Source organism: Streptomyces sp. NPDC057697, from assembly GCF_042799335.1.
Classification (GTDB): domain Bacteria; phylum Actinomycetota; class Actinomycetes; order Streptomycetales; family Streptomycetaceae; genus Streptomyces.
Map to the genome: position 1 here is coordinate 537,108 of NZ_JBHVJA010000001.1, position 23,748 is coordinate 560,855.

Annotated in this window: 22 protein-coding genes; 15 read left to right on the forward strand and 7 right to left on the reverse strand. The window is 71.4% G+C overall.

Annotation, left to right across the window (positions count from 1 at the left end; all coding sequences use genetic code 11):
* The first annotated feature begins 202 nt into the window (after positions 1 to 202).
* The 6 genes from ACFVFH_RS02380 (at position 203) to ACFVFH_RS02405 (ending at position 4,440) form a co-directional block, all read left to right on the forward strand.
* Complete coding sequence (locus ACFVFH_RS02380) at positions 203 to 976, forward strand: SDR family oxidoreductase (RefSeq protein WP_383762232.1); 774 nt, start codon at positions 203 to 205, stop codon at positions 974 to 976.
* Between the two features lie 147 nt (positions 977 to 1,123).
* A complete protein-coding gene (locus ACFVFH_RS02385; protein ID WP_383762235.1) occupies positions 1,124 to 1,591 on the forward strand; it encodes a lamin tail domain-containing protein in 468 nt (155 codons plus the stop codon).
* Positions 1,592 to 1,725: 134 nt separating this feature from the next.
* Positions 1,726 to 2,607 carry a PhzF family phenazine biosynthesis protein gene (locus tag ACFVFH_RS02390; protein WP_383762238.1) on the forward strand — a complete coding sequence of 294 codons (882 nt, stop codon included), beginning with the start codon at positions 1,726 to 1,728 and terminating at the stop codon, positions 2,605 to 2,607.
* A 31-nt stretch (positions 2,608 to 2,638) separates the two neighbouring features.
* Positions 2,639 to 3,046, forward strand: a complete 408-nt coding sequence (locus ACFVFH_RS02395) for a MazG-like family protein (protein ID WP_383762241.1) — start codon at positions 2,639 to 2,641, stop codon at positions 3,044 to 3,046.
* 65 nt (positions 3,047 to 3,111) lie between these two features.
* Positions 3,112 to 4,014: a glycosyltransferase family 2 protein gene (locus tag ACFVFH_RS02400; RefSeq protein ID WP_383762244.1), complete on the forward strand. Its 903-nt coding sequence runs from the start codon at positions 3,112 to 3,114 to the stop codon at positions 4,012 to 4,014.
* 60 nt (positions 4,015 to 4,074) lie between these two features.
* Positions 4,075 to 4,440, forward strand: coding sequence for a VOC family protein (locus ACFVFH_RS02405; protein WP_383762246.1), 366 nt, complete (start codon positions 4,075 to 4,077; stop codon positions 4,438 to 4,440).
* Here ACFVFH_RS02405 and ACFVFH_RS02410 read toward each other — a convergent pair.
* The gene (locus ACFVFH_RS02410) at positions 4,418 to 5,317 is read right to left on the reverse strand and encodes a metallophosphoesterase family protein (protein ID WP_383762249.1); all 900 of its coding nucleotides are present in this window, start codon (positions 5,315 to 5,317) and stop codon (positions 4,418 to 4,420) included. The genes ACFVFH_RS02405 and ACFVFH_RS02410 overlap by 23 nt on opposite strands.
* Before the next feature lie 182 nt (positions 5,318 to 5,499).
* Between ACFVFH_RS02410 and ACFVFH_RS02415 the strand changes: the two genes are divergently transcribed.
* Positions 5,500 to 7,932: a SpoIIE family protein phosphatase gene (locus ACFVFH_RS02415; RefSeq protein ID WP_383762252.1), complete on the forward strand. Its 2,433-nt coding sequence runs from the start codon at positions 5,500 to 5,502 to the stop codon at positions 7,930 to 7,932.
* 263 nt (positions 7,933 to 8,195) lie between these two features.
* Here ACFVFH_RS02415 and ACFVFH_RS02420 read toward each other — a convergent pair whose 3' ends face one another.
* On the reverse strand, positions 8,196 to 8,765 hold the full coding sequence (locus ACFVFH_RS02420; protein ID WP_383762254.1) for a PadR family transcriptional regulator: 570 nt from the start codon (positions 8,763 to 8,765) through the stop codon (positions 8,196 to 8,198).
* Positions 8,766 to 8,870: 105 nt separating this feature from the next.
* Between ACFVFH_RS02420 and ACFVFH_RS02425 the strand changes: the two genes are divergently transcribed.
* Together ACFVFH_RS02425 and ACFVFH_RS02430 are read left to right on the forward strand one after the other, a co-directional pair.
* Entirely contained in the window at positions 8,871 to 9,308 is a 438-nt protein-coding gene (locus tag ACFVFH_RS02425; RefSeq protein ID WP_383762257.1) for a nuclear transport factor 2 family protein, read from the forward strand.
* A 155-nt stretch (positions 9,309 to 9,463) separates the two neighbouring features.
* On the forward strand, positions 9,464 to 11,902 hold the full coding sequence (locus ACFVFH_RS02430; RefSeq protein WP_383762260.1) for a polysaccharide lyase 8 family protein: 2,439 nt from the start codon (positions 9,464 to 9,466) through the stop codon (positions 11,900 to 11,902).
* Positions 11,903 to 12,379: 477 nt separating this feature from the next.
* Here ACFVFH_RS02430 and ACFVFH_RS02435 read toward each other — a convergent pair whose 3' ends face one another.
* On the reverse strand, positions 12,380 to 13,831 hold the full coding sequence (locus ACFVFH_RS02435; protein WP_383762263.1) for an MFS transporter: 1,452 nt from the start codon (positions 13,829 to 13,831) through the stop codon (positions 12,380 to 12,382).
* A 196-nt stretch (positions 13,832 to 14,027) separates the two neighbouring features.
* Between ACFVFH_RS02435 and ACFVFH_RS02440 the strand changes: the two genes are divergently transcribed.
* From ACFVFH_RS02440 to ACFVFH_RS02465, 6 genes are all read left to right on the forward strand, one after another.
* The gene (locus ACFVFH_RS02440; RefSeq protein ID WP_383762266.1) at positions 14,028 to 14,969 is read left to right on the forward strand and encodes an NADP-dependent oxidoreductase; all 942 of its coding nucleotides are present in this window, start codon (positions 14,028 to 14,030) and stop codon (positions 14,967 to 14,969) included.
* A 219-nt stretch (positions 14,970 to 15,188) separates the two neighbouring features.
* A complete protein-coding gene (locus ACFVFH_RS02445) occupies positions 15,189 to 15,530 on the forward strand; it encodes a metalloregulator ArsR/SmtB family transcription factor (protein WP_344509764.1) in 342 nt (113 codons plus the stop codon).
* Positions 15,527 to 17,242, forward strand: coding sequence for a SulP family inorganic anion transporter (locus tag ACFVFH_RS02450; protein WP_383762270.1), 1,716 nt, complete (start codon positions 15,527 to 15,529; stop codon positions 17,240 to 17,242). The genes ACFVFH_RS02445 and ACFVFH_RS02450 overlap by 4 nt, the downstream gene beginning before the upstream one ends.
* Positions 17,243 to 17,292: 50 nt before the next feature.
* Positions 17,293 to 17,685, forward strand: coding sequence for an ATP-binding protein (locus ACFVFH_RS02455; protein ID WP_383763508.1), 393 nt, complete (start codon positions 17,293 to 17,295; stop codon positions 17,683 to 17,685).
* Between the two features lie 59 nt (positions 17,686 to 17,744).
* Positions 17,745 to 18,098 (forward strand): zinc ribbon domain-containing protein YjdM, encoded by a 354-nt coding sequence (locus ACFVFH_RS02460; protein ID WP_383763510.1) that lies wholly within the window; start codon positions 17,745 to 17,747, stop codon positions 18,096 to 18,098.
* Between the two features lie 199 nt (positions 18,099 to 18,297).
* Positions 18,298 to 18,678 carry an ArsR/SmtB family transcription factor gene (locus ACFVFH_RS02465; protein WP_383762273.1) on the forward strand — a complete coding sequence of 127 codons (381 nt, stop codon included), beginning with the start codon at positions 18,298 to 18,300 and terminating at the stop codon, positions 18,676 to 18,678.
* A gap of 633 nt (positions 18,679 to 19,311) precedes the next feature.
* On the opposite strand, the gene ACFVFH_RS02470 is transcribed toward ACFVFH_RS02465, so the two are convergent.
* From ACFVFH_RS02470 to ACFVFH_RS02485, 4 genes are all read right to left on the reverse strand, one after another.
* Entirely contained in the window at positions 19,312 to 21,051 is a 1,740-nt protein-coding gene (locus ACFVFH_RS02470) for an alpha/beta fold hydrolase (protein ID WP_383762276.1), read from the reverse strand.
* Positions 21,048 to 21,488 (reverse strand): hypothetical protein, encoded by a 441-nt coding sequence (locus ACFVFH_RS02475; protein WP_383762279.1) that lies wholly within the window; start codon positions 21,486 to 21,488, stop codon positions 21,048 to 21,050. Before ACFVFH_RS02475 ends, ACFVFH_RS02470 begins: the two co-directional genes overlap by 4 nt.
* Positions 21,489 to 22,145: 657 nt before the next feature.
* On the reverse strand, positions 22,146 to 23,132 hold the full coding sequence (locus tag ACFVFH_RS02480) for a hypothetical protein (protein WP_383762282.1): 987 nt from the start codon (positions 23,130 to 23,132) through the stop codon (positions 22,146 to 22,148).
* A 141-nt stretch (positions 23,133 to 23,273) separates the two neighbouring features.
* Positions 23,274 to 23,747, reverse strand: coding sequence for a hypothetical protein (locus ACFVFH_RS02485; protein ID WP_383762285.1), 474 nt, complete (start codon positions 23,745 to 23,747; stop codon positions 23,274 to 23,276).
* Position 23,748 lies beyond the last annotated feature (1 nt).

The window sequence follows — 23,748 nt, forward strand, 5'->3', positions numbered from 1 at the left end:
GCTGTCGTGTTCGCGTCGCTCGGGCGTCGCGTGGATGAGGAATGCGGCAGTAAGGGGTTCACGGGGGCATAGCGCGCATCCGTGCCGGGCCCATGATCGTCCTCATCGGCCGGACGGGCCGCGAACGCGCCGTCGTACGCGCCGTCTTGACCCCATGCGGCGTCACCCGTCACCGGGGCGGCAGGGCGTACGCTGCGGCCCCATGAGCAACAAAGTGTTGAATTCCGATCCGAAGTCGGCGGTCGTGACGGGTGCGGGTTCCGGTATCGGCCGCGCGGTGGCGCTCGCCCTGACCGGTGCCGGCTGGTCGGTGGCGCTCGCGGGGCGACGGCCCGAGCCGCTCGCCGAGACGGCCGCGCTGGCCGGGGAGAACGCCCGGGTGATCACGGTCCCCGCCGACGTGTCACGCCCCGACGACGTGGCCGCGCTCTTCTCCTCGGTACGGGAGTGCTTCGGCCGCCTCGACCTGCTCTTCAACAACGCCGGTACGTTCGGCCCGCGTTCCGTCCCGGTGGAGGACCTTCCGGTGGCGGAGTGGCGCGCGGTGGTGGACGTGAACGTGACGGGCGCGTTCCTGTGCGCGCAGGCGGCGTTCCGGCAGATGAAGGAGCAGGACCCGCGGGGCGGCCGGATCATCAACAACGGCTCGGTCTCCGCCCACTCCCCGCGCCCCCACTCGGTCGCCTACACCACGACCAAGCACGCCCTGACGGGACTGACGAAGTCGCTCTCGCTGGACGGGCGTCCCTACCGGATCGCCTGCGGGCAGATCGACATCGGCAACGCGGCCACGGACATGACCGAGCAGATGCGGACCGGCATCCTCCAGGCCAACGGGGCGCTCGCGGCCGAGCCGGTGATGGCGGCGGCGGACGCGGCCCGGACGGTGCTCCACATGGCGGAGCTGCCGCTGGAGGCGAACGTGCAGTTCGCGACGGTCCTGGCGACGGCGATGCCGTACGTGGGGCGCGGCTGACGGGGCCGCCGCCAACGCGGCCGTGGCCGGGGGCGGTTGTCCTGGGCCGACCGGACCGCGGGCGCGACGGGCGCCCGCGTGCCGGAGCGCTTCGCGCTGCCCTTATGCTGACACCCCTTCACCGGAACTCCACACAAGGAACACAGCATGCGCATACGCACCGCGGCCCCCCTCGCCCTGGCGGCCGCCACCGCCCTGGCCGGCTCGCTGCTCGCCGTGGCCCCCGCCTCGGCCGCCGCGCACCAGGGCGGGCTGCACCTCGGCAAGATCCAGTACGACAGCCCCGGCAAGGACAACCGCAGCAACGCGTCGCTCAACGCCGAGTGGGTGGACATCCACAACAACGGGAAGTCGAAGCTCCAGCTCAAGGGCTACAAGCTCAGGGACAACACCGGCTACACCTACACCTTCGGCAGCTACACCATCGCCGCGGGCAAGACCGTCAAGGTCCACACCGGCCGGGGCAGGAACGCCTCGGGCAACGTGTACTGGAACCGCGGTTCGTACGTCTGGAACAACACCGGCGACAAGGCCCGGCTGATCAAGCCGAACGGCAAGCTCCAGGACTCCTGCTCCTGGACGAAGTCGAGCAAGGGCACCAAGAACTGCCACTGAGCCGGACGCCGGGGCGCCGCTCCGCCCGTCCGGGGGCCGCCCCGGCGGGCGGGACGGGCGCGCCGGGGCGGGCGGGGCGGGCGCGCCTGGACGGGGCGGGAATGTCCCGGGCCGCGCCCGGGTTGTTCTGCGGCATGAGCCAGAATCCAGGCGCCGACGTGCTGCGCTACACCGCGTTCTCCGCCGACCCGGAAGGCGGCAACCCGGCCGGTGTCGTGCTGGACGCCTCCGGTCTCGACGACGCCGCCATGCTCGCCGTCGCGGCGGAGCTGGGCTACAGCGAGTCGGCGTTCCTGACCGGACGGGACGAGCCGGGCGGCGAAGGGGCGCAGGCCGCCCGCGCGTACACCGTCCGCTACTTCAGCCCGAAGGCCGAAGTCCCGTTCTGCGGCCACGCCACGGTCGCGGCGGCGCTCGCGCTCGCCGAGCGCGACGGCCCCGGCGACCTGGTGTTCCGTACCCGTGCGGGCACCGTCCCGGTCACCGTCGTCCGGGAGGGCGCCGAGCTGCGCGCCACGCTCACCAGCGTCGCACCGCACGTCCTGGACGTCACCCCCGGCGACCTGGCGGAGGCGCTCGCCGCCCTGGACTGGCCGGCCGCCGACCTCGACCCGGCCCTGCCGCCCCGGATCGCCTTCGCGGGCGCCCGCCATCTGGTGCTGGCCGCCGCGACCCGGGAACGGCTCGCCGACCTCGACTACGACTTCGCGCGCCTCGAAGCGCTGATGCACCGGCTGGACCTGACGACGCTGCAACTGGTGTGGCGGGCGGCGCCGACGGTCTTCCACGTCCGCGACCCGTTCCCGGTCGGCGGCGTCGTCGAGGACCCCGCCACCGGCGCGGCCGCGGCCGCCTTGGGCGCCTGTCTGCGCGCCGGGGGCCTCGTTCCCGACGCCTCGGTCCTCACCCTCCACCAGGGCGAGGACATGGGCCGCCCCGGCACGCTCACGGTCGAGCTGCGGGCGGGCGACGACCGGGTGCGGGTCAGCGGGACCGGCACCCGTATCGAGGGCTGACGGGCCGGGCGCGCCTGGCAGGCTGGACACCATGGACCAGCGACGGAGCCCCCGGGGCCACGAGGACCGGGACCACGACATCTGGAGAACGGTCGACGAGCTGTGCGGCTGGCTCGACGCGGAGACCGGCATCCCGCCCGCACAGGACCTGCTGCTGCGGATGCTGAAGCTGTCGGAGGAGGTGGGCGAGGTCGCACAGGCCGTCATCGGGGCGACCGGCCAGAACCCCCGCAAGGGCGCCACCCACTCCTGGCAGGACGTGGAGGCCGAGCTCTGCGACGTGATCGTGACGGCGATGGTCGCGCTGCGCACCCTCACCCCCGACGCGCCGGCCGTCCTCGACCGGCATGTACGGGGCGTCGCGGCCCGCCCGCGCGTCCCGTCCACCCCTTCCCGCCCGGGAACCACGGGGCATGGCGACGCGGCAACGGGTGGCTGAATAACGGGCGACCATCCCTTGCGGCTACGATCGCGGGCACCGCAGCGAGACCAGGAGTGCCGACCGTGTCCGAACCGCGCATCGCCGTATCCATCGTCACCATGGGCGATCGCCCGCAGGAGGTAGAGGCCCTGCTGGCCTCGGTGGCCGGGCAGGACGTCCGGCCGGCCCGCCTCGTCGTCGTGGGCAACGGGTCGCCCCTCCCGGACTTCGGCGCGTTCCCCGGCCTGTCCGATCTGCCCGGTGGCGTGACGACGATCGAGCTGGCGGAGAACCTGGGCTGCCCGGGGGGCCGCAACGTCGCCCTGGCCAAGCTCGCGGAGTTCGGCGACGTGGACGTCGTCATCGAGCTCGACGACGACGGACTCCTGGTCGACGACGGGGTGTTCCGCAAGGTCCGGGAGCTGTTCGCCGCCGACCCCCGGCTCGGCATCGTCGGCTTCCGGATCGCCGACGAGCACGGCGAGACCCAGCGCCGTCACGTGCCGCGGCTGCGCGCCACCGACCCGATGCGGCGCGGACCGGTCACCGCCTTCCTGGGCGGCGGCCACGCCTTCTCGATGAAGATGCTCGCCGAGACGGGACACTGGCCCGCGGAGTTCTTCTTCACCCACGAGGAGACGGACCTGGCCTGGCGGGCGCTCGACAAGGGCTGGAACATCCTCTACGAGCCCGATCTCCTCCTCCAGCACCCCAAGACCTCCCCGGCCCGGCACTCCGTCTACTACCGGATGACCGCCCGCAACCGGGTCTGGCTGGCCCGCCGGAATCTGCCCCTCCCCCTGGTCCCGGCCTATCTGGGCACCTGGACCCTGCTCACCGTGGCCCGCACCCGCTCGGCGACGGGTCTGCGCGCCTGGGCGGGCGGCTTCGCCGAGGGCGTCCGTACCCCGTGCGGACGAAGGCGGCCGATGCGGTGGCGCACGGTGTGGCGGATGACCAGACTGGGACGGCCGCCGGTCATCTGATCCGCGTCGGATCCGCCGGTGGCGGGCGGCAAGAAGCCAGTCCCGCGACAGGAGTTGCCGATGTCCGTCAGCAGAATCGTCCCCAACATCCGTACCGGCGAGGGCCCCGCGGCCGAAGGGATGGAGCGGAGCGCGGAGTTCTACGGTCTGCTGGGCCTGCGGGAGGTCATGAACCACGGCTGGATCATGACCCTCGCCTCCGCGTCCGACCCCGCGGTCCAGCTCAGCATCATGGGCGCCGACGCCACCGCGCCGGTCACCCCGGACCTGAGCATCGAGGTGGCGGACGTGGACGCGGCCCACGCGGCCATGCGGGAGGGCGGCGCGGAGATCGTGTACCCGCTGCGCGACGAGGAGTGGGGCGTACGCCGCTTCTTCGTCCGCGACCCCAACGGCCGGGTCGTCAACGTGCTGGGCCACCGCTGACGGACCCCTGGCCGTCGCCGCCCTCGGCGTCGTACGGGAGGATCCGCCGCAGCAGCCCCCTGGGGTGGCCCCGCTTGCGCCACTCACGCGGGTAGCCGACGGAGACCTCCTCGAACCGCACGCCGTCGTACCAGGTCGTCCGGGGAATGTGCAGATGGCCGTAGACCATCGCCGCCACGTTGAAGCGCCGGTGCCAGTCGGCGGTGAGCTCCGTGCCGCACCACTGGGCGAACTCGGGGTACCACAGGACGTCCATCGGCTCGCGCACCAGGGGCCAGTGGCCGACGAGGACCAGCGGGACCTCCGGGTCGTGCGCCGCCAGCCGCCGCTCGGTCTCCGCGACCCGCGCCCGGCACCAGGCGTCGCGGGTCGGATACGGGTCGGGGTGCAGCAGGTACTCGTCGGTGCACACCACCCCGGTGCGGCGCGCGTACGCCAGGGACTCCTCCTTGGTCGTCGTGCCCGGTGCCCGGAAGCTGTAGTCGTACAGCAGGAACAGGGGCGCGACCGCCACCGGCCCCTCGGGGCCCGGCCAGAGCGGGTACGGGTCCTCGGGGGTGGCCACGCCGAGGCCGCGGCACATCTCGACCAGGTGCTCGTACCGCTCCTGGCCCCGCAGCCGGACCGGATCGCGCTCGGGCGTCCACAGCTCGTGGTTCCCCGGGGTCCAGACCACCCGCGCGAACCGGTCCGCGAGCAGCCGCAGCGCCCACTCCACGTCCGCCATCCGCTCCGCGACGTCACCGGCGACGATCAGCCAGTCCTCGTCCGAGCCGGGCCGCAGGGACTCCAGGATGGGGCGGTTGTCCGTCATCCCCACATGAAGGTCGCTCACCGCCAGCAGCGAGCCACGGCTTCCATCGGTGCGATCGGACATGAAGAACCTTCCCGCCGGGTGACTGAACGAAATACTGCCCCACCGAGGGCCGCCGCGGGCCGGTGGAGGGCAGATCCCCTGCCGCCGGAACTGGCGGCCGGGGTGAGCGGAGAGATGATGGAGACGTCCATGGGCGCGGCACGGGGCCGCCGGCAGGGCCGGGAAAGGGAGCTGAGGACCAGGTGGACGGCAAGACCCTCCCGGGCGTGCCCGGACACAGCGGGCTCCCGTTCGCGGACAGCGCGGCCGGGGCCCTGCTCGACGCGGACGGAGTGATCATCGGCTGGACGGCCGCGGCGGCGGAACTGTTCTCGCTCCCGGCCGAGCAGGTCTGCGGCCGTCCCGCCGTCGAACTGCTCGCGGCCCCGGCCACCGGCGCCGAAGCGCGGGCCGGGCACCCGGAGGCCGCCTGGTACGGCGAGGCCCTGGTGCGCACCGGCCGGGGCGAGGACATGGGCGTCGTCTTCCATGTGCTGCCGCTGGCGGCCGCCGCCGGCGCGGGCCGGTACTTCGTGCTCTGGGCCCCGGCCGGGACGGTCGACCGCTGGCGCCAGGACCAGGCGTTCACCCGGGAGCTGTTCCTCCAGGACCGGCTGGGGCTCGCGGTGTTCGACGCGGATCTGCGGCTGGTCAGGACCAACACCCATCTGCTGCCGTACACCGGGCTCCTGCCCGACCTGCGCCACCGGTGCCTGGGGGACTTCCTCGAACCCGATGGCGCGGCGGCGGTCGAGGGGCGGCTGCGCGAGGTGCTGCGGACCGGGCGGCCGCTGATCCTCTCGGAGGAGACGGTACGGACCATCGAGGACCCCGGCGACGGGGCGGTGATGGCCATCTCGGCGTTCCGGCTCCAGGCGCCGGACGGGCAGGTCTTCGGTGTCACCGCGCTGTTCACGGACGTCACCGAGCAGCGCCGTTCCGACGAGCGCCTGGCGATCCTGCACCACGCCACCGCGGCCGTCGGCGGCTCGCTGTCGGTCGCCGGGACCGGCGAGGAGCTGGCCGCCGTGCTGGTGCCCCGGCTGGCCGACCTCGCCGTGGTGGAGATCGCGGAGGCGGTGTTCAGGGGCGAGGAGCCCGCCCCCGGCGAGGACGGGCTGCTGCCGCTGCGCCGGACCGCGGCGGCCGGGGAGCGGGCGGCCGAGGTGCCGGCCGGGTCCGTGGTCGCGGCCGACGCCGGCTGCGCCCCCGCGGTCGGGCACGCCCCGGCGTCGATGACCGCCCCGCTGCGGGCCCGGGGCATCTTCCTCGGCCGGGTGACCGTCCGGCGCGGCCCGGGGCGGTCCGACTACACACCGGCCGACCTGGACCTCCTGTGCGAGATCGCCGCCCGCGCGGCGCTCGCCCTGGACAACTCCCGCCGCTACACCCGGGAGCACCGGGCCGCCGTCGGCCTCCAGCGCAGTCTGCTGCCGCCCGCGCAGGCCGAGACCGTCGCCGTGACGACCTCCGGCTTCTACCTTCCGGCCGACACCGCCACCGGCGTCGGCGGCGACTGGTTCGATGTGATCCCGCTGTCCTCCGCCCGGGTCGCCCTGGTCGCCGGGGACGTGGTGGGCCACGGGCTGGCGGCCACCGCCACCATGGGGCGGCTCCGTACCGCCGTCCGCACCCTCGCCGATCTCGACCTGGAGCCGGACGAGCTGATGGTCCATCTCGACGACCTGGTCTCCCAGCTCCGCGACGAGCCCAACGAGCCCGGGGAGCCGGGCGGACCCACCGGGCCCGGCGGACCCGTTCGGCCCAGCCGCCTCACCCGGTCGGACGAGGACGGGGCGGACGAGGACGGACCGGACGGCGGCCACCGGGCCGACCCGGTCGGCGCCACCTGTCTGTACGCGGTCTACGACCCGGTCTCCCGGTACTGCGCGATGGTCTCCGCCGGGCACCCGCCGCCCGCCGTCGTGGACCCGGACGGGACCGTCTCGTACGTCCCCCTGAACCCCGGGCCGCCACTGGGCGTCAACGGACTGCCCTTCGAGGTGACCGAGGTCGAACTGACGCCCGGCAGCCTCCTCGTGCTCTACACCGACGGGCTGATCGAGGGACGCGACAGCGACCTCGACGAGGGCATGGCCGAACTGCGCCGCCGGCTGTCCCGGACCGGCGCCGCCACCGCACCGCTGCGGGAGCTCGGCCAGGAGATCATCTCCGCCCGTCCCCCGCACCAGCTCGCCGACGACGTGACCCTGCTGCTCGCCCGCACCCATGCGGTGCCGTCCGGGAACACCGCGGTCTGGCCGGTGGACGCGGATCCGGTCGCCGTCGCCCGGGTCCGGCAGGAAGCGGCCCGGCAGCTGCGCGCGTGGGGGCTGGAGGAGCTCGTCTTCACCACCGAGCTGGTGCTGAGCGAGCTGGTCACCAACGCCATCCGCCACGCGGGCGGCCCGGTCGAGGTACGGCTGATCCGCGCCGGACAGCTGACCTGCGAGGTCTCCGACCCCAGCGCCACCCAGCCCCGTATGCGCCGGGCCCTGCTCACCGACGAGGGCGGGCGCGGCCTGTATCTGGTCGCCCAGCTCACCAGCCGCTGGGGCAGCCGCTACACCCGTCACGGCAAGACGATCTGGGCCGAGCAGCCGCTCCCCGACACCCCGCAGCCCCAAAGCGGCTGAGCCGTCCGGGCCCTCGGCGTCCGGGGCCCGGCCGCGGACGAACCGCCGGGAGGGCGGGGCAGCAGGAGGGGAGCCGCCGCGATGCGGCGGAACCGGCAGGGGGGACGGGGCACAGCAGGACGGGGCAGCTCGCGGTGCGGCCGCCGCCGGGGCCCCCGCTCCGGCCGTCGCCCGGGGCCACGGAGCGCTCGCGCCGCGCGGTCAGTGCCGGGCGCGGGACCGCTGATGCGAACAGCTCCCGCGAGTCCGCCGAGCGGGCGCGGTCAGTGCCGGGCGCGGGACCGCTCCCGCGCTTCCAGGACCGCGGCCACCCGCTCGCACCAGTCCCGGTTGCCCTCCTCGAAGGCCAGGCCGCGCACGCAGGTCAGATAGGGGCCGACGCGCTCGCCCCGGAGCAGGAACTCCTCCTCCGCGCGGTCCCCGCGCATGGTGCGCAGCAGGTTCCCGAAGAGGTCGATCCTGGCCTGTGCGGCGGCGGCCCGCTCGGTGAGCTGCGCGATCAGGGTCCGGGCGTCGACATGGTCTGCGGCCTGGACCTTGACGAGCAGGTCGTCACGGATGAAGGAGGGCTTCGCGGAGGCGGCGGTGAAGCGTTCCAGCTCCGCCAGGCCGTCGTCCGTGACGCGGAACAGGCGCTTGTTGGGGCGGCCTTCCTGCACGACCTCGCGGCCCGCGACGGCCCCCTCGCCCTCCAGCCGCTTCAACTCGGCGTAGAGCTGCTGCGGTCGGGCGTGCCAGAAGTTGGCCACGCCCAGGCCGAAGGCCTTGGTCAGCTGGTATCCGCTGAGTTCTCCGTCGAGCAGTGCCGCCAGCACGGCATGGCGCAGCGCCATCGGATGGCTCCTCCCGCTTTTCTCGTCCGCCCCTGTCGCCGGGTGCGCCGACCATGATAGTCAAGAAAATGACTAGTCACATTCATGACTATGGAGGAGTGGGACATGACCACCGCAGACCGATTCCGCGCCGCCGTCGACCACCGCGACCTGGCGGCCGTCGACGAGCTGCTCACCGACGACGTCCGCCTCTACAGCCCGGTGAAGTTCACCCCGTTCGAGGGCAGGCCGATGGTGCTGGGCCTCTTCGGGGTCCTGCTGCGCACCTTCGAGAACTTCCGCTACGTCGGCGAGTTCACCGGCACCGCGCAGACCGGCACCGACGGCACGGCCGCCCCCTCGGCGGTCCTGGTGTTCCGCGCCGAGGCGGGCGGCAAGGAGATCCACGGCATCGATCTGCTGCACTTCGACGACGACGGGCGGATCAAGGAGCTCACGGTGATGGTCCGTCCCCAGTCCGCCGTACGGGCCCTCGGCGACGCCGTGCTCGCCGGGCTGATCGCGGACGGACTCGTTCCGGCACCGGCCGATCAGCCGGGGTGACCCGCCCGCGCGACCGCGTCCAGCAGCTCGTACTCCCCCGTCGGAAGGGTGGGCCAGGGCTCGGGCAACCCCTTGAGTCCCCCAACGCCCCCATGCTAGAAAACGCTTACCACTCTGGCATTCCCGCATGGGCTCACTCTTCCTCCGGAGCTTCGATGACAACTGCCTGGTCCCGTCGTGCCCTGCTGGCCACGGGCGGCGGTGCGGCGCTCGCCCTCGGCCTGCCGGCCGCCGCCTCCGCATCCGACTCCGCCTCCCCCTCGGCCCTCCCGGACGCCGTCGGCGCCGCCGACGCCGCCGACGAATTCGCCGCCCTGCGCGCGAAGTGGCGTGATCTGTACCTGGGAACCGGCTTCAGCCCGACCGCCGAGCCCTTCAAGTCCAAGCTCGCCGATCTCGGCGCGCAGGCAACCGGTTACCGCTCCACGATGGCCCCCGCGCGCGGCTCCCTCTGGCCGGACCTGGTCTATCTGGACCCCGACCCGGACACCGACACCGAGTCGTTCGGCTTCTCCGCCAACATGAACACCGGCTACAACCGGCTGCGCACCATGGCGGAGGCGTACTCCCAGCCCGGCACCGGGGTCACCGGCGACACCGGCCTGCGGGACGCGGTCATCACCGGCCTCGACCACCTCCACGCCGACGTCTTCAACGAGACGACCGCGCGCTACGGGAACTGGTGGAACTGGCAGATCGGCGTGCCCCAGGCCCTGATGGACACCTGTGTGCTGCTCCACGACGACCTGACGGACGCTCAGCGCGCCGCCTACTGCAAGGCCATCGACACCTTCCTGCCCGACTCCGCCGTCGGCTCGTACACCGGCACCAGCACCGGCGCCAACCGGGTCGACCTGTGCCGCGGCATCATCCTGCGCGGCATCGTCGGCGCCGACGCCGCCAAGATCGCACTGGCGGTCGCCGCGCTCTCGCCGGTCTTCCCGTACGTCACGACGGGCGACGGCTTCTATCCGGACGGCTCCTTCGTCCAGCACACCTCCATCCCCTACATCGGCGGTTACGGCGCGGTCCTCAACGACGGGCTCGGGCGGCTCTTCGCCCTGCTGCGCGGCTCGACCTGGGAGATCACCGACCCGGGCAGCCGGCAGTTCCTCGACACCATCGACGCGGCCATCGCCCCGTTCATCTACGACGGCCTGATGATGGACAACGTCTCGGGCCGCGGCATCACCCGCGTCGGCTCCAGCGACCACACCCGCGCCCATGGCGTCATGGCCTCGATCGTGCTGCTCGGCATGGGCGCGGGCCCCGAGGAGAACACCCGCTGGCGCGCCATGGTCAAGGGCTGGCTGAAGCGCGACTACTACGCCCCGGCGCTGAAGTCCGGCTCCCTGAGCCTGGTGAACACCGCCCGGTTGCAGACCCTGCTGGACGACACGGCCGTCACCGCGTCCCCGGAGCCGTCCGCGCACCACGTCTTCCACAACATGGACCGGGTCACCCACCGCCGCCGCGGCTGGGGCGCCGGTCTCTCCATGGCCTCCAAGCGGATCGCCCACTACGAGTTCGGCAACGGGGAGAACAAGCGCGGCTGGCACACCGGCTCGGGCTGGCTCCAGTGGTGGGGCGACGGCGCGGGTCTGGAGCAGTACTCGGACGCGTACTGGCCGACCGTCGACCCGTACCGGCTGCCCGGCGTCACCGTCTCCCGGAAGAAGCTCGCCGACGGGCAGGGCGGCGCCTGGGCCAACCCGACGCCGGACACGCGGTGGGTCGGCGGCACCGGGGACGGCGAGTTCGGCACCACCGGCCAGCACCTCCAGGGCCTGGCGAGCACGATGCACGCCCGCAAGTCGTGGTTCTGGCTGGACGACTGCGTGGTCTGCCTCGGCTCCGGCATCACCTCCGCCGACGGCGCGGGCGTCGAGACGGTCGTCGACAACCGCTGCCTCGGCGCGAGCGGCACGCCGCGGCTGCTGCTCGACGGCCGGGCACAGCCCACCACCCAGGGCTGGACCACCACCCGCACCACCACCTGGGCCCATCTCGACCGGCACGCGGGGTACGTCTTCCCCGGCGGCACCAGGCTGCACGCCCTGCGCGAGGAGCGCACCGGTGCCTGGAAGGACATCAACGACGACGGCACCACCGCGCCCAACACCCGCCGCTACGTCACCCTCTGGCAGGACCACGGCACCGACCCGGCGGACGCCACCTACGCGTACATCCTGCTGCCAGGCGCGAGCAGCGCGCGCACCGCCGCCCGCGCGGCCGACCGGGGCTGGCTCCAGATCCTCGCCAACGACGCCCGGCGCACCGGCATCCGCGTACCCTCCCTCGGGTTCACCGGCGTCAACTTCTGGGAGGCGGGCACGGCGGGCAAGGTCACGGCGAGTGCGCCGGTCTGCGTCCAGATCCACGAGAAGCGCGACGGCACCGCCACGATCTCCGTCTCCGACCCGTCCCGTACCGTCACCGGCCTCACCCTCACCTGGCGACGACCCGTCAAGTCCGTGCTGTCCAAGGCGGACACGGTGAGCGCGGTCCGGACCGGCTCGTCGGTGACCCTGACCTACGGCGACCTGAGCGGAAGCCGCGGCGCCACGCACACGGTGCGCGTCCGGCTGCGGTGACTGCGGGCCGGGGGCGGTGAGTACGGGCCGGGCGTGGTGAGTACGCGCCGGGCGTGGTCAGTACGGGCCGGGCGTGGTGAGTACGCGCCGGGGGCGGTCAGTACGGGCCGGGCTCGGTGAGTACGCGCCGGGCGCGGTCAGTACGCGCCGGGGCGGTGAGCACGGGCACGCCTGGTCAGTACGGGCACGCCCGGTAAGTACGCGCCGGGCGCGGTGAGTACGGGCCACGCCCGGCCGGTACGCGCCGGACCCGGTCAACGCGCCGGGCACGGCGAGCACGGGCCACGCCCGGCCGCCGCGTACCGGCCGGACCGGGCAGGGCGGCGGGCGGCATCCGCCGCCGGGGCGGGCTTCCGTCCCGGCAGGGGGCGCCGCCCGGCCCCGGTCACCGGCGAACCGCCGCCCCCTTCCAGGCCGTGACCCCCTTTCAGGCCGTGACCCCTTTTCAGGGCCGGCCCCCTTGCGGCCCGGCCCCTTTCAGGCCGGGACCTCCTCCGACGCGCCGCCGCCGTCCGCGCCCCCGGCGACCGCCGGCGCGCTGCGCAGGGTCACCAGGGCGGCGAGGCCACCGGCCACGGCGAGGGCCGCGGCTCCGAGGAAGGCGGCGGAGAAGCCGTTGGTGAGGGCCACCGGGTCTCCGGGCTCACGGGCGCCGTGCGCGGCGGCGATCGCGGTCATGGCGGCGAGGCCGAGGGCGGAGCCGACCTGGTAGCTGGTGTTGACGATCCCGGAGGCGAGTCCGCCCTCCTCCGGACGGGCGCCGGAGAGCGCGGTGCCGAGCGACGGGATGAACGCCAGCGACATGCCCACCGCCGAGAGCAGCGACGCGGGCAGGACGTCGACGAGGAAGTTCCCGTCCGGACGGGCGAGCGAGAGCCAGAACATGCCCGCGCCGAGCAGGAACAGCCCGATGACCACGAGCGGCTTGGGGCCGAACCGGGAGATCAGTCGCGGTGCCAGCACGATCATCATGATCATGATGGCGACCGTCATGGGCAGCAGCGCGGAGCCGGAGGCGAACGCGCCCAGTCCCAGGACCTGTTGCAGGTAGAGGTTGAGGAAGAACCACATGGGTATCCACGCGGCGGCCATGAGCAGCTGGGCGATGTTGGCACCGGCCAGGTTGGGCGCCCGCCAGATCCCCGGCCGCATCAGCGGTTCGCGCCGCCGGGCCTGGATCGCGACGAACGCGCCGATCAGCGCCGCGCCCGCCGCCAGGACGAGCCAGGTCTCGGCGGAACCCCAGCCGGTCTCGGGAGCGCGGACGACGGCGTAGACGGCGGCGGCCAGCCCCGCGGTGACGGTGACCGCGCCGGCCAGGTCGATCGATCCGCGCCGTCCGGCGCCCGAAGGCATGAGGGCGGGCGTGAGGGCCAGGACGATCAGGGCGACGGGGATGTTGATCCAGAACACCCAGGGCCAGCTGGCGTACTGCGTGACGACCCCGCCGAGGAAGACTCCGGCGGTGCCACCGGCCGGGGCGGCCGCACCGTACAGGGCGAAGGCCTTCCCCAGCTCCTGGGGCCGTGAGCCGAAGAGCGTCATCAGCAGAGCGAGGGCGGACGGGGCGATCAGCGCGGCGCCCACGCCCTGGAGGGCCCGCCCGGTCAGCTCGACCCAGACCTCACCCGCGAGGCCCGCGGTCAGCGAACCCGCGGCGAGGACGGCCCATCCGGCGCCGAACAGGCGTCTGGCGCCGAGCAGGTCCGAGAGCCGTCCGCCGAGCAGCAACAGCCCGCCGAAGGCGACGACATAGGCGTTGAACACCCACGACAGATCTTCCTGGGAGAAGCCCAGGTCGGTCTGTATCTCGGGCAGGGCCACGCCAATGATCGACGTGTCCATGATGACGATGAACTGGGCCAGCGCGATCAGCGCGAGCGCGGACCATCTCCGCGCGTCGGTCGACGCGACGGGTGAAGCCGACATGGCCATAGCAAGCACTCCAATACGGGAGGGGGGTATCTGCGCATCGCGAATATACCCCCCAGGGGTATCAATGGCCAGCACTCGACGCCGCCCCCGCCGATCCCCTCCCGCCACCACCGGATAGCCTGACCACAAGACTTGACAGAGCGTCAGATATCCCATGAATCAGTTGAAACCCACAGGGAAGAGGGCAGAGATGACCAGGACGTATCGCGCCGTGGAGTTCTCGGAGTACGGAGGCCCCGAGGTCTTACGCGTGGTGGACCGCGAGATGCCCCGCCCGGGTCCCGGGCAGGTGCTGCTGGAGGTCCGCGCCGCCGGGGTGAATCCGCTGGACTGGCAGCTGCGCAGCGGGGCCGTCGCGGAGATGATGCCGGTGGAGTTCCCCTCGGTGCCCGGCGGCGACGTGGCCGGTGTCGTCGCGGAGACCGGTCCGGGCGTGACCGGCTCCGGCACGGGCGGCTTCGCCGTGGGCGACGAGGTCTTCGGTCCGATCGGCTCCGGCGGCTACGCCGGGTTCGCACTGGCGCCCGCGGCACAGCTCGCCCGGAAGCCCGAGGGGGTGCCCTGGGAGATCGCGGCCGGGCTGCCGGTGGCCGTCAACACGGCGTACCAGGTCCTCGCGGACCTCGGGGTGAAGGCCGGGGAGACCGTGCTCGTGGACGGGGCGGCCGGTGGTGTCGGCTCGGTGGCCGTACAGCTCGCCAGGCATCTCGGCGCGACCGTGATCGGGACCGCCGGCGCCCACAACCACACCTATCTGCGCTCGCTCGGCGCCACGCCCGTGACGTACGGCGAGGGGCTGGCCGAGCGGGTCCGCGCCATCGCCGCACAGGGCGTGGACGCGGCGTTCGACGCCGCCGGGAAGGGCTCGCTGCCCGCGCTCGTCGAGCTGACGGGCGGGCCGGAGCGCGTGGTCACCATCGCCGACCACCGGGCGGCGGAACACGGCGTGCGCTTCGCCTTCGCGGGCCCCGACGCGGTCCGCGAGCGCCTTGAGCGGGCGGCCGCACTGGTCACGAGCGGCGAACTCACCCTCTCCGTGGCCCGGACGTACCCCCTGTCCCAGGCGGCCGACGCCCACCGGGAGAGCGCGGGCGGTCATGTGCGCGGCAAGCTGATCATCGTGCCGGACTGACACCGGCACGTCACGCGGCGCACCCACGACGCCCGCGCAACGCACAACGGACGGCGAACGGCGCCCGGCAGACGGCGCCCGGCGGACCTCTCCACGAATCCACCAATTGCGAAATTATGCAATTCACTACATGCTGTGGGTGGTCGCGTCCACAGGTAGCCGTGGGCGCGACCACCAGTGAGCCCCGGGAGCCGGGGCGGTGAAGGGAGTCCGAGGACCGTGCCGGTTCCGCTGTACCAGGCCAAGGCCGAGTTCTTCCGGATGCTCGGGCACCCGGTCCGCATACGCGTACTGGAGCTGTTGCAGGACGGCCCGATGCCGGTACGGGATCTGCTGGCCGCGATCGAGGTGGAGCCGTCGACGCTCTCCCAGCAGCTGGCCGTGCTGCGCCGCTCCGGCATCGTGACCTCGGTCAGGGAGGGCTCCACCGTGGTGTACGAGCTGTCCGGCGGGGACGTGGCGGAGCTGATGCGGGCCGCGCGCCGGATCCTGACCGAGATGCTGGCCGGGCGGAACGAACTCCTGGCCGAACTGCGGGAAGCCGAGGTCGCGGCGGAGTGAGTACCGTGCTCGCCCGGTCCTGGGACCGGGTCGCCTCCCTGCTGCCGGCCCGCGCCGACTTCGTGGTCATGGGCCGCGACCCGCGTCGCGATCTGCTCGCCGGCCTGACCGTCGCGATCGTCGCGCTGCCGCTCGCCCTGGGCTTCGGGGTCTCCTCCGGGCTCGGTGCCGAGGCCGGGCTGGCGACCGCCGTGGTGGCCGGCGCGCTGGCGGCCCTGTTCGGTGGTTCCAACCTCCAGGTGTCCGGGCCGACCGGGGCGATGACGGTGGTGCTGGTCCCGATCGTGGCCCAGTACGGGCCGGGCGGGGTGCTGACGGTCGGGCTGATGGCCGGCGCCCTGCTGATCGTGCTGGCGCTGCTGAGGGCCGGACGTTACATGCGCTACATCCCGGCGCCGGTGGTCGAGGGCTTCACGCTCGGCATCGCCTGTGTCATCGGCCTCCAGCAGGTGCCGAACGCACTGGGCGTGGCCACGCCGGAGGGCGACAAGGTCCTGGTGGTGACCTGGCGCGCGGTCGAGGAGTTCGTACGGGCTCCGCAGTGGACCGCCGTCGCCCTCGCGGCGGGCGTGGCGGCCGTGATGCTGCTGGGCGCCCGGTGGCGGCCCACCATCCCGTTCTCCATCGTCGCGGTGATCGCCGCCACCCTGGTGACCCAGCTCTTCGACCTGGACGGGGCCGCCCCGATCGGTGACCTGCCCTCCGGGCTCCCCGCCCCCTCCCTCGGCTTCCTCGACCTGTCCGCGCTGGGGTCGCTGCTGGCTCCGGCGGTCGCGGTCGCGGCGCTGGCCGCGCTGGAGTCGCTGCTGTCGGCGACCGTCGCAGACGGCATGACGGTGGGTCAGCAGCACGATCCGGACAAGGAGTTGTTCGGCCAGGGCATCGCCAACCTGGCGGCCCCGCTGTTCGGCGGGGTCCCCGCCACCGCGGCGATCGCCCGTACCGCCGTGAACGTCCGGACCGGCGCGGGCTCGCGGCTCGCCGCCCTCACCCATGCCGCCGTCCTGGCCGTGATCGTCTTCGCCGCCGCCCCGCTCGTCTCCAGGATTCCGCTGGCCGCCCTGGCCGGGGTGCTGCTGGCGACCGCGATCCGGATGGTGGAGGTCGGCTCGCTGCGGGCGATGGCGCGTGCGACCCGCTCGGACGCGATCGTGCTGGTACTGACGGCCGCCGCCACGCTCGTCCTCGACCTGGTGTACGCGGTGATCATCGGCCTGGCCGTGGCGGGCGCGCTGGCGTTGCGGGCGGTCGCCGGTCAGGCCCGGATGGAGCAGGTCGACTTCAGGGCGGACCTGCCGGGCGAGCACAGCGAGGAGGAACACGCGCTGCTCGCCGAGCACATCGTCGCGTACCGGATCGACGGGCCGCTGTTCTTCGCCGGTGCGCACCGCTTCCTGCTGGAGCTGAGCGAGGTCGCCGACGTCCGGGTGGTGATCCTGCGCCTGTCGCGGGTGTCCACGATGGACGCCACCGGCGCCCTGGTCCTCAAGGACGCCGTGGAGAAGCTGAACCGGCGCGGCATAGCCGTGATGACCTCCGGCCTGCGCCCCGACCAGCGCCGGACCCTGGAATCGGTCGGCGCGCTGGACCTGCTGCGGCGGGAGGGCCGGGAGTACGCCACCACGCCCGAGGCCATCGCCGGGGCCCGCGCCCACCTGCGCCGGGCCGGGGTCCTGCCCGGCGCCTCCGGCACCGCCGAGGCCGTCCGGTGAGCGGGCGGCCCGACGCCCTGCCCCTGCGGCACGTCCTGACCCTGCCCGCGATGGGCCAGGCCGTACGGATCGCCCGGGAGACCACCGAGCAGGTCTTCGCGGAGTGGGGCATCGTCCGGCACCATCCGGCCGTGGATCCGGCGCTGCTGATCCTCTCCGAGCTGGTCACCAACAGCGTCCGCCACGCGGCCCTGCTCTCCCCCGACATCACCGTGATCTACGCGGCCGGCCAGGACACGTTCGCGTTCGCCGTCCACGACCGCCACCCGTACCAGCCCCCGCTCCTGTCGGCGGTCACCGGAACCGGTTGCGGCGGGCTGGGCACGATCATGGAGCTCACCCTCGGCCTGGGCGGGACCGCGGTCGTCCGGGGCGACGCGGACGGCATGGGCAAGAGCATCTGGATCACCCTCCCCCTGCGGACGCCCCCGCACCCGGCCTGACACGAACAGCACCCAGCACCGACCGAACAGCTGACGAAACAAGGAAGACCATGAACGACATGACCGAGACGCTGCCGCCCTGCCCCGCGTGCTCCGGCGTCCACACCTACGAGATGAGCGCGCTCCTGGTCTGCCCCGAGTGCGGCCACGAGTGGTCACCCGCCGCCGCCGAACCCGCGGGCGAGGGCGCGGCCGCCGGGATCAGGGACGCGGTCGGCAATGTGCTCACCGACGGCGACACCGTCACCGTGATCAAGACCCTGAAGGTCAAGGGCAGCCCGAGCGGCATCAAGGCCGGTACGAAGGTGCGCAACATCCGCCTCGTCGACGGTGTGGACGGCCACGACATCGACTGCAAGGTCGACGGCTTCGGCCCCATGCAGCTCAAGTCCAGCGTGGTCAAGAAGGCCTGACCCGCGCTCCCGGCCCGCCACGGCTGACGAGGACGGCTCCCGCGTTGATAATCTTGGGCGTTCCCGAAGTCATCACGCCGGTGTGAGGGCGCGAGGATGTCCTCATGGTGAAGAGTCTTGGGTGGATGCGATGCACGGTGCACGCACGACAGCGGCCGTCCGCCGTCCCGGCGGCCGCTCCGGTCGCGGAGCGGGCGCGGTGAGCGCCCCGCTGTACCAGCTGAAGGCCGAGTTCTTCAAGACGCTGGGCCACCCGGTGCGGATCAGGGTGCTTGAGCTCCTGAGCGAGCGGGAGTACGCCGTCTCCGAGATGCTGACCGAGATCGGCGTGGAGGCGGCCCACCTCTCCCAGCAACTGGCCGTGCTCCGCCGCGCCAACCTCGTCGTCCCCCGCCGGGAGGGCTCGGCCGTCTACTACTCGATGGCCAATCCGCAGGTGTCGGAGTTGCTACGGGTCGCCCGGAGCATCCTGTCCGGCGTACTGGCGGGCCAGGCCGAACTACCGGCCGACCTCAAGGCCACCGAACCCACCACCACTCCGGCCCCTGCCCCCACCCCCGAACACCGCAAGCCGTCGTAGCCGTTCCGGGCCCTTCCCGGCGAGCCGGGTCCGCGACGCGCGAACGCCCCGCGGGTACGAGGGCCCGGGTGAGCCACCGCTTTCCGAAGCCGCCCGCCCGACCCGCCATGCCCACTTGCCGGCCGCCGAGAGGGTAGTCGACGACGTGGGCCACGCGGGCCTTCATGCCCGGCTCCGCAAGAGAGCGTCTCGAACACCTCGATGAGCCGTCCGATCGCACGTGGCCCCTCGAGACGATCGAATTGCACCGGTTGGTCAACCGCCAACCCTGTTGACCGGAGGCGGGCCGCCAAAGAACGGCTGCCCGCCTCCCTTCTCCGTCAGGTCCAACTCAATGGGCTACCAGCCCAAGTTGTATCCATCGCCGTTGCACGAGCTGCAGACGCCGTCCCCGCCGCACTTGTTGCAGTCTCGCGGGAAGGGGAAGCCGTCGATCTTTCCGGTGCCCTTGCACTTGCGACACTCGCCCTTCTTGTCAGGACATGACTTGCATCGGGCCATGAGAGTTCTCCTTTTCATCTTGAAACGTGACAGCGGTAGCCGCCACAGGCTTTGCAGTCACCGCTACATCGCCAGATGCGGCAGCAGAGAGTCGGATCGCCGACCTGGTCGAGTCCGTCCGCACGGGGCGGCCTACAGTTGTTCGTTCGTCCGCTCGAAATAGGGCAAGGCCGGGTTGGCCACAACGGCACTGCCCGACCATCGGACGCTATGCGTCTCGGTTCCACCGGTGGGGCAGCAGGTGGGATCGGCGTCCTTGAAGATCGGCCGCGTGAGTGTGACTTCGGAGCCGTTCTGTGAGGTGACGCGGAGCTGGCTGGCTCCGGACGCCTGGCCCACGTATCGGTTTCCGTAGAAGAAGAACACGCTGACGCAGTTGCCGTTGGCGCTGCCGACACATGATGCCTGGACGGCACGCAGCGGACCCCGCATGCGGGTGATCGCGTCCGCAGTGACGGTGGTGCTGAAGCTCTGCCGCTCGATGAGCCGCAGAGCTGCGGCGCCGTCGACGCTGGTGGTCGGCTGTTGGAAGCTGGCTGGGCAGCCGGTGAATTGAAGCAGCGCGGCAGGGGGTTTCATGGTGCGTAGTCGACCGCAGTCACGCACCCAGTCAGGGTCCTGGTCGTCCCCCAGGACGGGATCGAGGTGAGTGACCGGTTCGAGGCGGCCGGCCGTGCGGGTGAAGACGGTAATGGTCACGGAGTCCGTGGCGGGCGTGTCGCCCCAGACAACGGCTGACCACCCGGGGTAGCACTTGTAACTTCCCAGGTGCACTTCGGAGGAGCCTTGCACGGTGCCGCCGATCGCGGACTTGAGCGCAGCGCGGGTGGGACACGGGTTGCTGTCGACAGGTTTAACGGGTTGTGTGCCCCGGAGATCTACGATCTGTTTAATCACCGTACCCACGACTCTGGGGTGGGTCTTGATGTAGCTGTGCATGCAGCCACTCACAAACACCTTGATGCCGCTTGCACGGCAGGTCAGGATGTGTGGCTTGCCAGTGCGGTTCGTGTAGGCGGTGGCGGAGTCGAGAGTGACGGCCAGGTCCCCGAGTTCCACTTCGGGCGGAGACTTGACTTTGAACGGCCCTGAGGGAAGAACGAACTTGATGCTGCCTGCAATCGCAAGAACGGGAACTTCTCTGGGCCAAGGTGGCAGTTTCCTGATCTGGCCCGACTTGTACCTCAGCGCACGCCCTTGGGGCGACCTGAGCGCGGTGAATATTGAGCACATGTCGTCTTCATGCGTCATGTCATAGCCCGCACAGAAGCTGAGCAGGGCGTCGAGCGTCACACCTAGAGGGTGGCGGGAGATGCTGAGCAGGTCCGTGGCCGTTTGGAGGGCAGTGATGATCTCGGAGCCGAGTGTCGGCGTTCCAATAGTGATGACCTCGGCGATGTTCTGCCGTGTTTTGCCACCGAGTTGACCATTCGGCCGGGATGCCGCGTACTGGGTGGCCAGACCACCCATGGAGTGCGCGACGACGATGACCTTGTGTCCGGCGATACGTGCCAGGCAGTTGATGGCATCCGCGAGCTGCGGACCGATGCGTCTGTCGGTCACCCATTCCGGCTGGGCGGCGGAGTAGTCATAGGTCCATGCCGTGACGCGGGAGAGTCTGGCGACGCTCGCGGGAAAGGATGCCTTCGTTTCACCCCAGGTTTCGGCTCCAGAGGCGATGCCGTGCACGAAGAGGACAGGCGTGCTCTTGGCCAACGGCCCGTGTGGTTCCACCTGCACGACTTTCCTGCCGGCCGAACAGGGACCAGGGGCAGCAACCGCCGACGTGGGCAGTGTCACGCCAAGGCCAAGGAGCGCCGCCAGGGTTGCACACAGCGCGATAATGCGCGCAAGGAGCGAGCGCCCGGTCACTTGACGACCTCCATGACGGTGATGCGCCAACCGGTGCTCCTCTTGGCGAACCCGATGAGAACGTGCTGGGCGGCTTCACCGGGCTTGGACAAAGCGGCCTGCACGTTGGCGTAGCCGTTGGCCTCGTGCCAGGTGCCCTCTGCCAGATCGATCCGGGTTCCTTCGGAAAGAAGCCGACCAGCGCCCAGGGCCTTCTCCAATTCGGGCGTGAGGGCTGCGCGCTGAGTGTCAGCGTCCCTTGAGGTCAAGTCCTTCACCACGTCGGTGGCTTGGGCGGGCGGGGAACCCCCCGGCTTGTACGGCAGGGCGCGGGCACTTGACGGCTTGCCGGCTTCTGTCGTTGGGGGTGGCGGGTCGCCCCGAAGAACCAGATAGCCGATGCCGGCTGCGGCCACCAGGGCCAAGCCGAGGCTGAGAACAAGTGGGGTTTCTCGCATGAACGTCGCTCCTCCCTGGGAGTCATGCGTATGGGGATCATTTCGGTAGGAAGAACTGTCGTGATGAGGTGCGCCGCAATCAGTGCCGTCGAACTGGACCCCAGCCTTTGGCATGCTCTGCGCGTGCGCGACGCTGCCGCTGGCCGTTGTCCGGACCGACAGAAATCGCACTTCGGCGTGTGAGGATGCCGCCGAGAGAGGCCGCTAGGGCTCTGTCTTCGAACTGCGGTCGTCCGGCCGGAGGCCGGGCCGTGCGGCGTCCGGTGCGTGGGATGCAAGGCGGAGGATCGTCCCCGTACTGGATGCACGGGGCCGACTCCGACAACACGGCGAGCGTGCGTGCCGGGCGTCACACGGCAGACGGCAGTTCGAAGACAGGGCCTAGGGAGTCGCGCCTTCGAAGGTCGCTTTGATGGGGCTTACGGACATGCGTGTGGACATGAGCGGCCTCTCGACAGTGGTGGAATGAACCGCGCTGTGGTGCCCGGCGGCGCGTTCGAACGCTGCGGCCTGCGGTCTGTCACCACAGTAAGGCGCCCTCCGGATACGCCTGTGCAGATTCACTTGGGCAGCTCTCGCATGAGCACAGGTGACCAAGATCGTTGAGCGAGCAGGGAACGGGGCACTGAATCCGCCCTCCTGGCTTCGCAGTCCAACTCAGTCGAGCAGACCCATCCGACAGGCTCTGAGCACCAGTTGAGTCCGGTTCTTCACTTCGAACTCGCAGACGAGGTCTTTGATACGTCGTCGAGCGGTCGTCTTCGAGACGCCGAGGCGCCGTGCGATCGTCTCGTCCTTCACCTCATCGGCGAGCATCGCGAGAAGATCGCGATGCTTCTGCATCACGTCACGGGCAGTCGGCTGATCGGACGGGGCAAGCGGCGCGGCTCCCCGCCAGTGGCGGGAGAACAGATCGACTGCGGCCGCGACCGCCCCCGGCGTGCGGGCGATCAGAACTCCCTCCTGATTGTCAGCGGGGTCCAGAGCCGTGGCGACGTATTCGTCGTCGATGATGAATGTCCAGACGGGCAGCGTGGGCACGGTGCGGATCTCAACGCCGGCTGCGGCCATTGCGCGAGCGCCGTCCATCAGGCTCGGCAGGATGTCGATGCTTTCCAGGAGCAGGAGTTGGACGTCAGTGCCGCGCTGGGCTGTAAAGGCTGCCAACTTGCTGATCGCCGCGTAGTCGGAGGTCTCCCCCACTCCTGGTGCTGCCCCCGCAGCGGCCATGCACCGTACGGTCGATGCTGTGGCCGCGACCCTCTCCAGAAACGACCAAGCCGCATCGGCTCCACGGTGCACCTCCGCCTCGGCGAGGGAGGAGTCCCCCGTCGGGCCGGTCTCGGAGGCCAACTCATCGACCTCAGCGCGGCCCAGCTCGAGCTCTTTCTGCTGACGTGCCAGACGCAGTTCGGCACGCTCCAACAAGGGATGACAGGCCAGTACTGGATGGACGGCACGCAGCTTCCCCTCTGCCGTCCCGGCAAGCAAGCCCAGGGACAGGAGTCGCTCTGCGACAAGGCGGGCATCCTCCACGGACAGGCCCATGAGGTCCCCGACACATTCAGCAGTCGAAGGCGGCCGTGTCAGAAAACGGCGGTAGAAATCCGATTCGACAGCTACCAGGCCCAGTCCCGCCAACATCGTCTCCCCTTTGTCCTCTCTCACCAGACGAGCTGGGGGCCGCGCCTCGTCAGGGCTTGCACGGCCTGTTCCAGCACTGGTGTGAACCGAGTTGCCGTACGCGCTGCAAAGATGTGCGTCTCGGCTGTGCCGTGGCGTGGTTCAGCGGCGTGGGCGACTGAACCACGCCACGCTTTCCTTCTGAGCCATGAAGACGATCAGCGCGACACCAGCTCCCAGCTCTGAAAGGGAAGCCATGAGCATGGCGGTTGGGGCAGCGCTGCCGGTGACACCCAACGTATAGGTGCCAATAGCACAGTGCCAGGCGCCGTAGACGATCGTCCCGATGCGAAGGATGTTGCTGCCCTTACCGAACCGTGCCGCGAGAACAAGTGCGATGACGGCGTAGACGACGCCCTGCGCCAATCCGGCCTGTGCAATCGTCATCTGGGCTGCCGCTGTCTGCTCCGCCTCGTAAACGGCGGAGCTCATAAGGCCTGAAGAACCTCGATAGGGGTCGAGGGAACTCTGTGCCGCATCTGCTTGGGCGAGCGCAGCCAGCCCCGTAATGATCAGGATGCCGGCCAGCAAGAACAGGACGATCCGAGCCGCCCTGACCCGCGGCGGCATGTTCATG

Coding starts and splice junctions, on each gene's coding strand:
- ACFVFH_RS02380 (WP_383762232.1), top strand. CDS start 203: ATGAGCAACAAAGTGTTGAATTCCGATCCGAAGTCGGCGGTCGTGACG.
- ACFVFH_RS02385 (WP_383762235.1), top strand. CDS start 1,124: ATGCGCATACGCACCGCGGCCCCCCTCGCCCTGGCGGCCGCCACCGCC.
- ACFVFH_RS02390 (WP_383762238.1), top strand. CDS start 1,726: ATGAGCCAGAATCCAGGCGCCGACGTGCTGCGCTACACCGCGTTCTCC.
- ACFVFH_RS02395 (WP_383762241.1), top strand. CDS start 2,639: ATGGACCAGCGACGGAGCCCCCGGGGCCACGAGGACCGGGACCACGAC.
- ACFVFH_RS02405 (WP_383762246.1), top strand. CDS start 4,075: ATGTCCGTCAGCAGAATCGTCCCCAACATCCGTACCGGCGAGGGCCCC.
- ACFVFH_RS02410 (WP_383762249.1), bottom strand. CDS start 5,317: ATGTCCGATCGCACCGATGGAAGCCGTGGCTCGCTGCTGGCGGTGAGC.
- ACFVFH_RS02420 (WP_383762254.1), bottom strand. CDS start 8,765: ATGGCGCTGCGCCATGCCGTGCTGGCGGCACTGCTCGACGGAGAACTC.
- ACFVFH_RS02425 (WP_383762257.1), top strand. CDS start 8,871: ATGACCACCGCAGACCGATTCCGCGCCGCCGTCGACCACCGCGACCTG.
- ACFVFH_RS02430 (WP_383762260.1), top strand. CDS start 9,464: ATGACAACTGCCTGGTCCCGTCGTGCCCTGCTGGCCACGGGCGGCGGT.
- ACFVFH_RS02435 (WP_383762263.1), bottom strand. CDS start 13,831: ATGTCGGCTTCACCCGTCGCGTCGACCGACGCGCGGAGATGGTCCGCG.
- ACFVFH_RS02440 (WP_383762266.1), top strand. CDS start 14,028: ATGACCAGGACGTATCGCGCCGTGGAGTTCTCGGAGTACGGAGGCCCC.
- ACFVFH_RS02455 (WP_383763508.1), top strand. CDS start 17,293: ATGGGCCAGGCCGTACGGATCGCCCGGGAGACCACCGAGCAGGTCTTC.
- ACFVFH_RS02460 (WP_383763510.1), top strand. CDS start 17,745: ATGACCGAGACGCTGCCGCCCTGCCCCGCGTGCTCCGGCGTCCACACC.
- ACFVFH_RS02475 (WP_383762279.1), bottom strand. CDS start 21,488: ATGCGAGAAACCCCACTTGTTCTCAGCCTCGGCTTGGCCCTGGTGGCC.
- ACFVFH_RS02480 (WP_383762282.1), bottom strand. CDS start 23,132: ATGTTGGCGGGACTGGGCCTGGTAGCTGTCGAATCGGATTTCTACCGC.
- ACFVFH_RS02485 (WP_383762285.1), bottom strand. CDS start 23,747: ATGAACATGCCGCCGCGGGTCAGGGCGGCTCGGATCGTCCTGTTCTTG.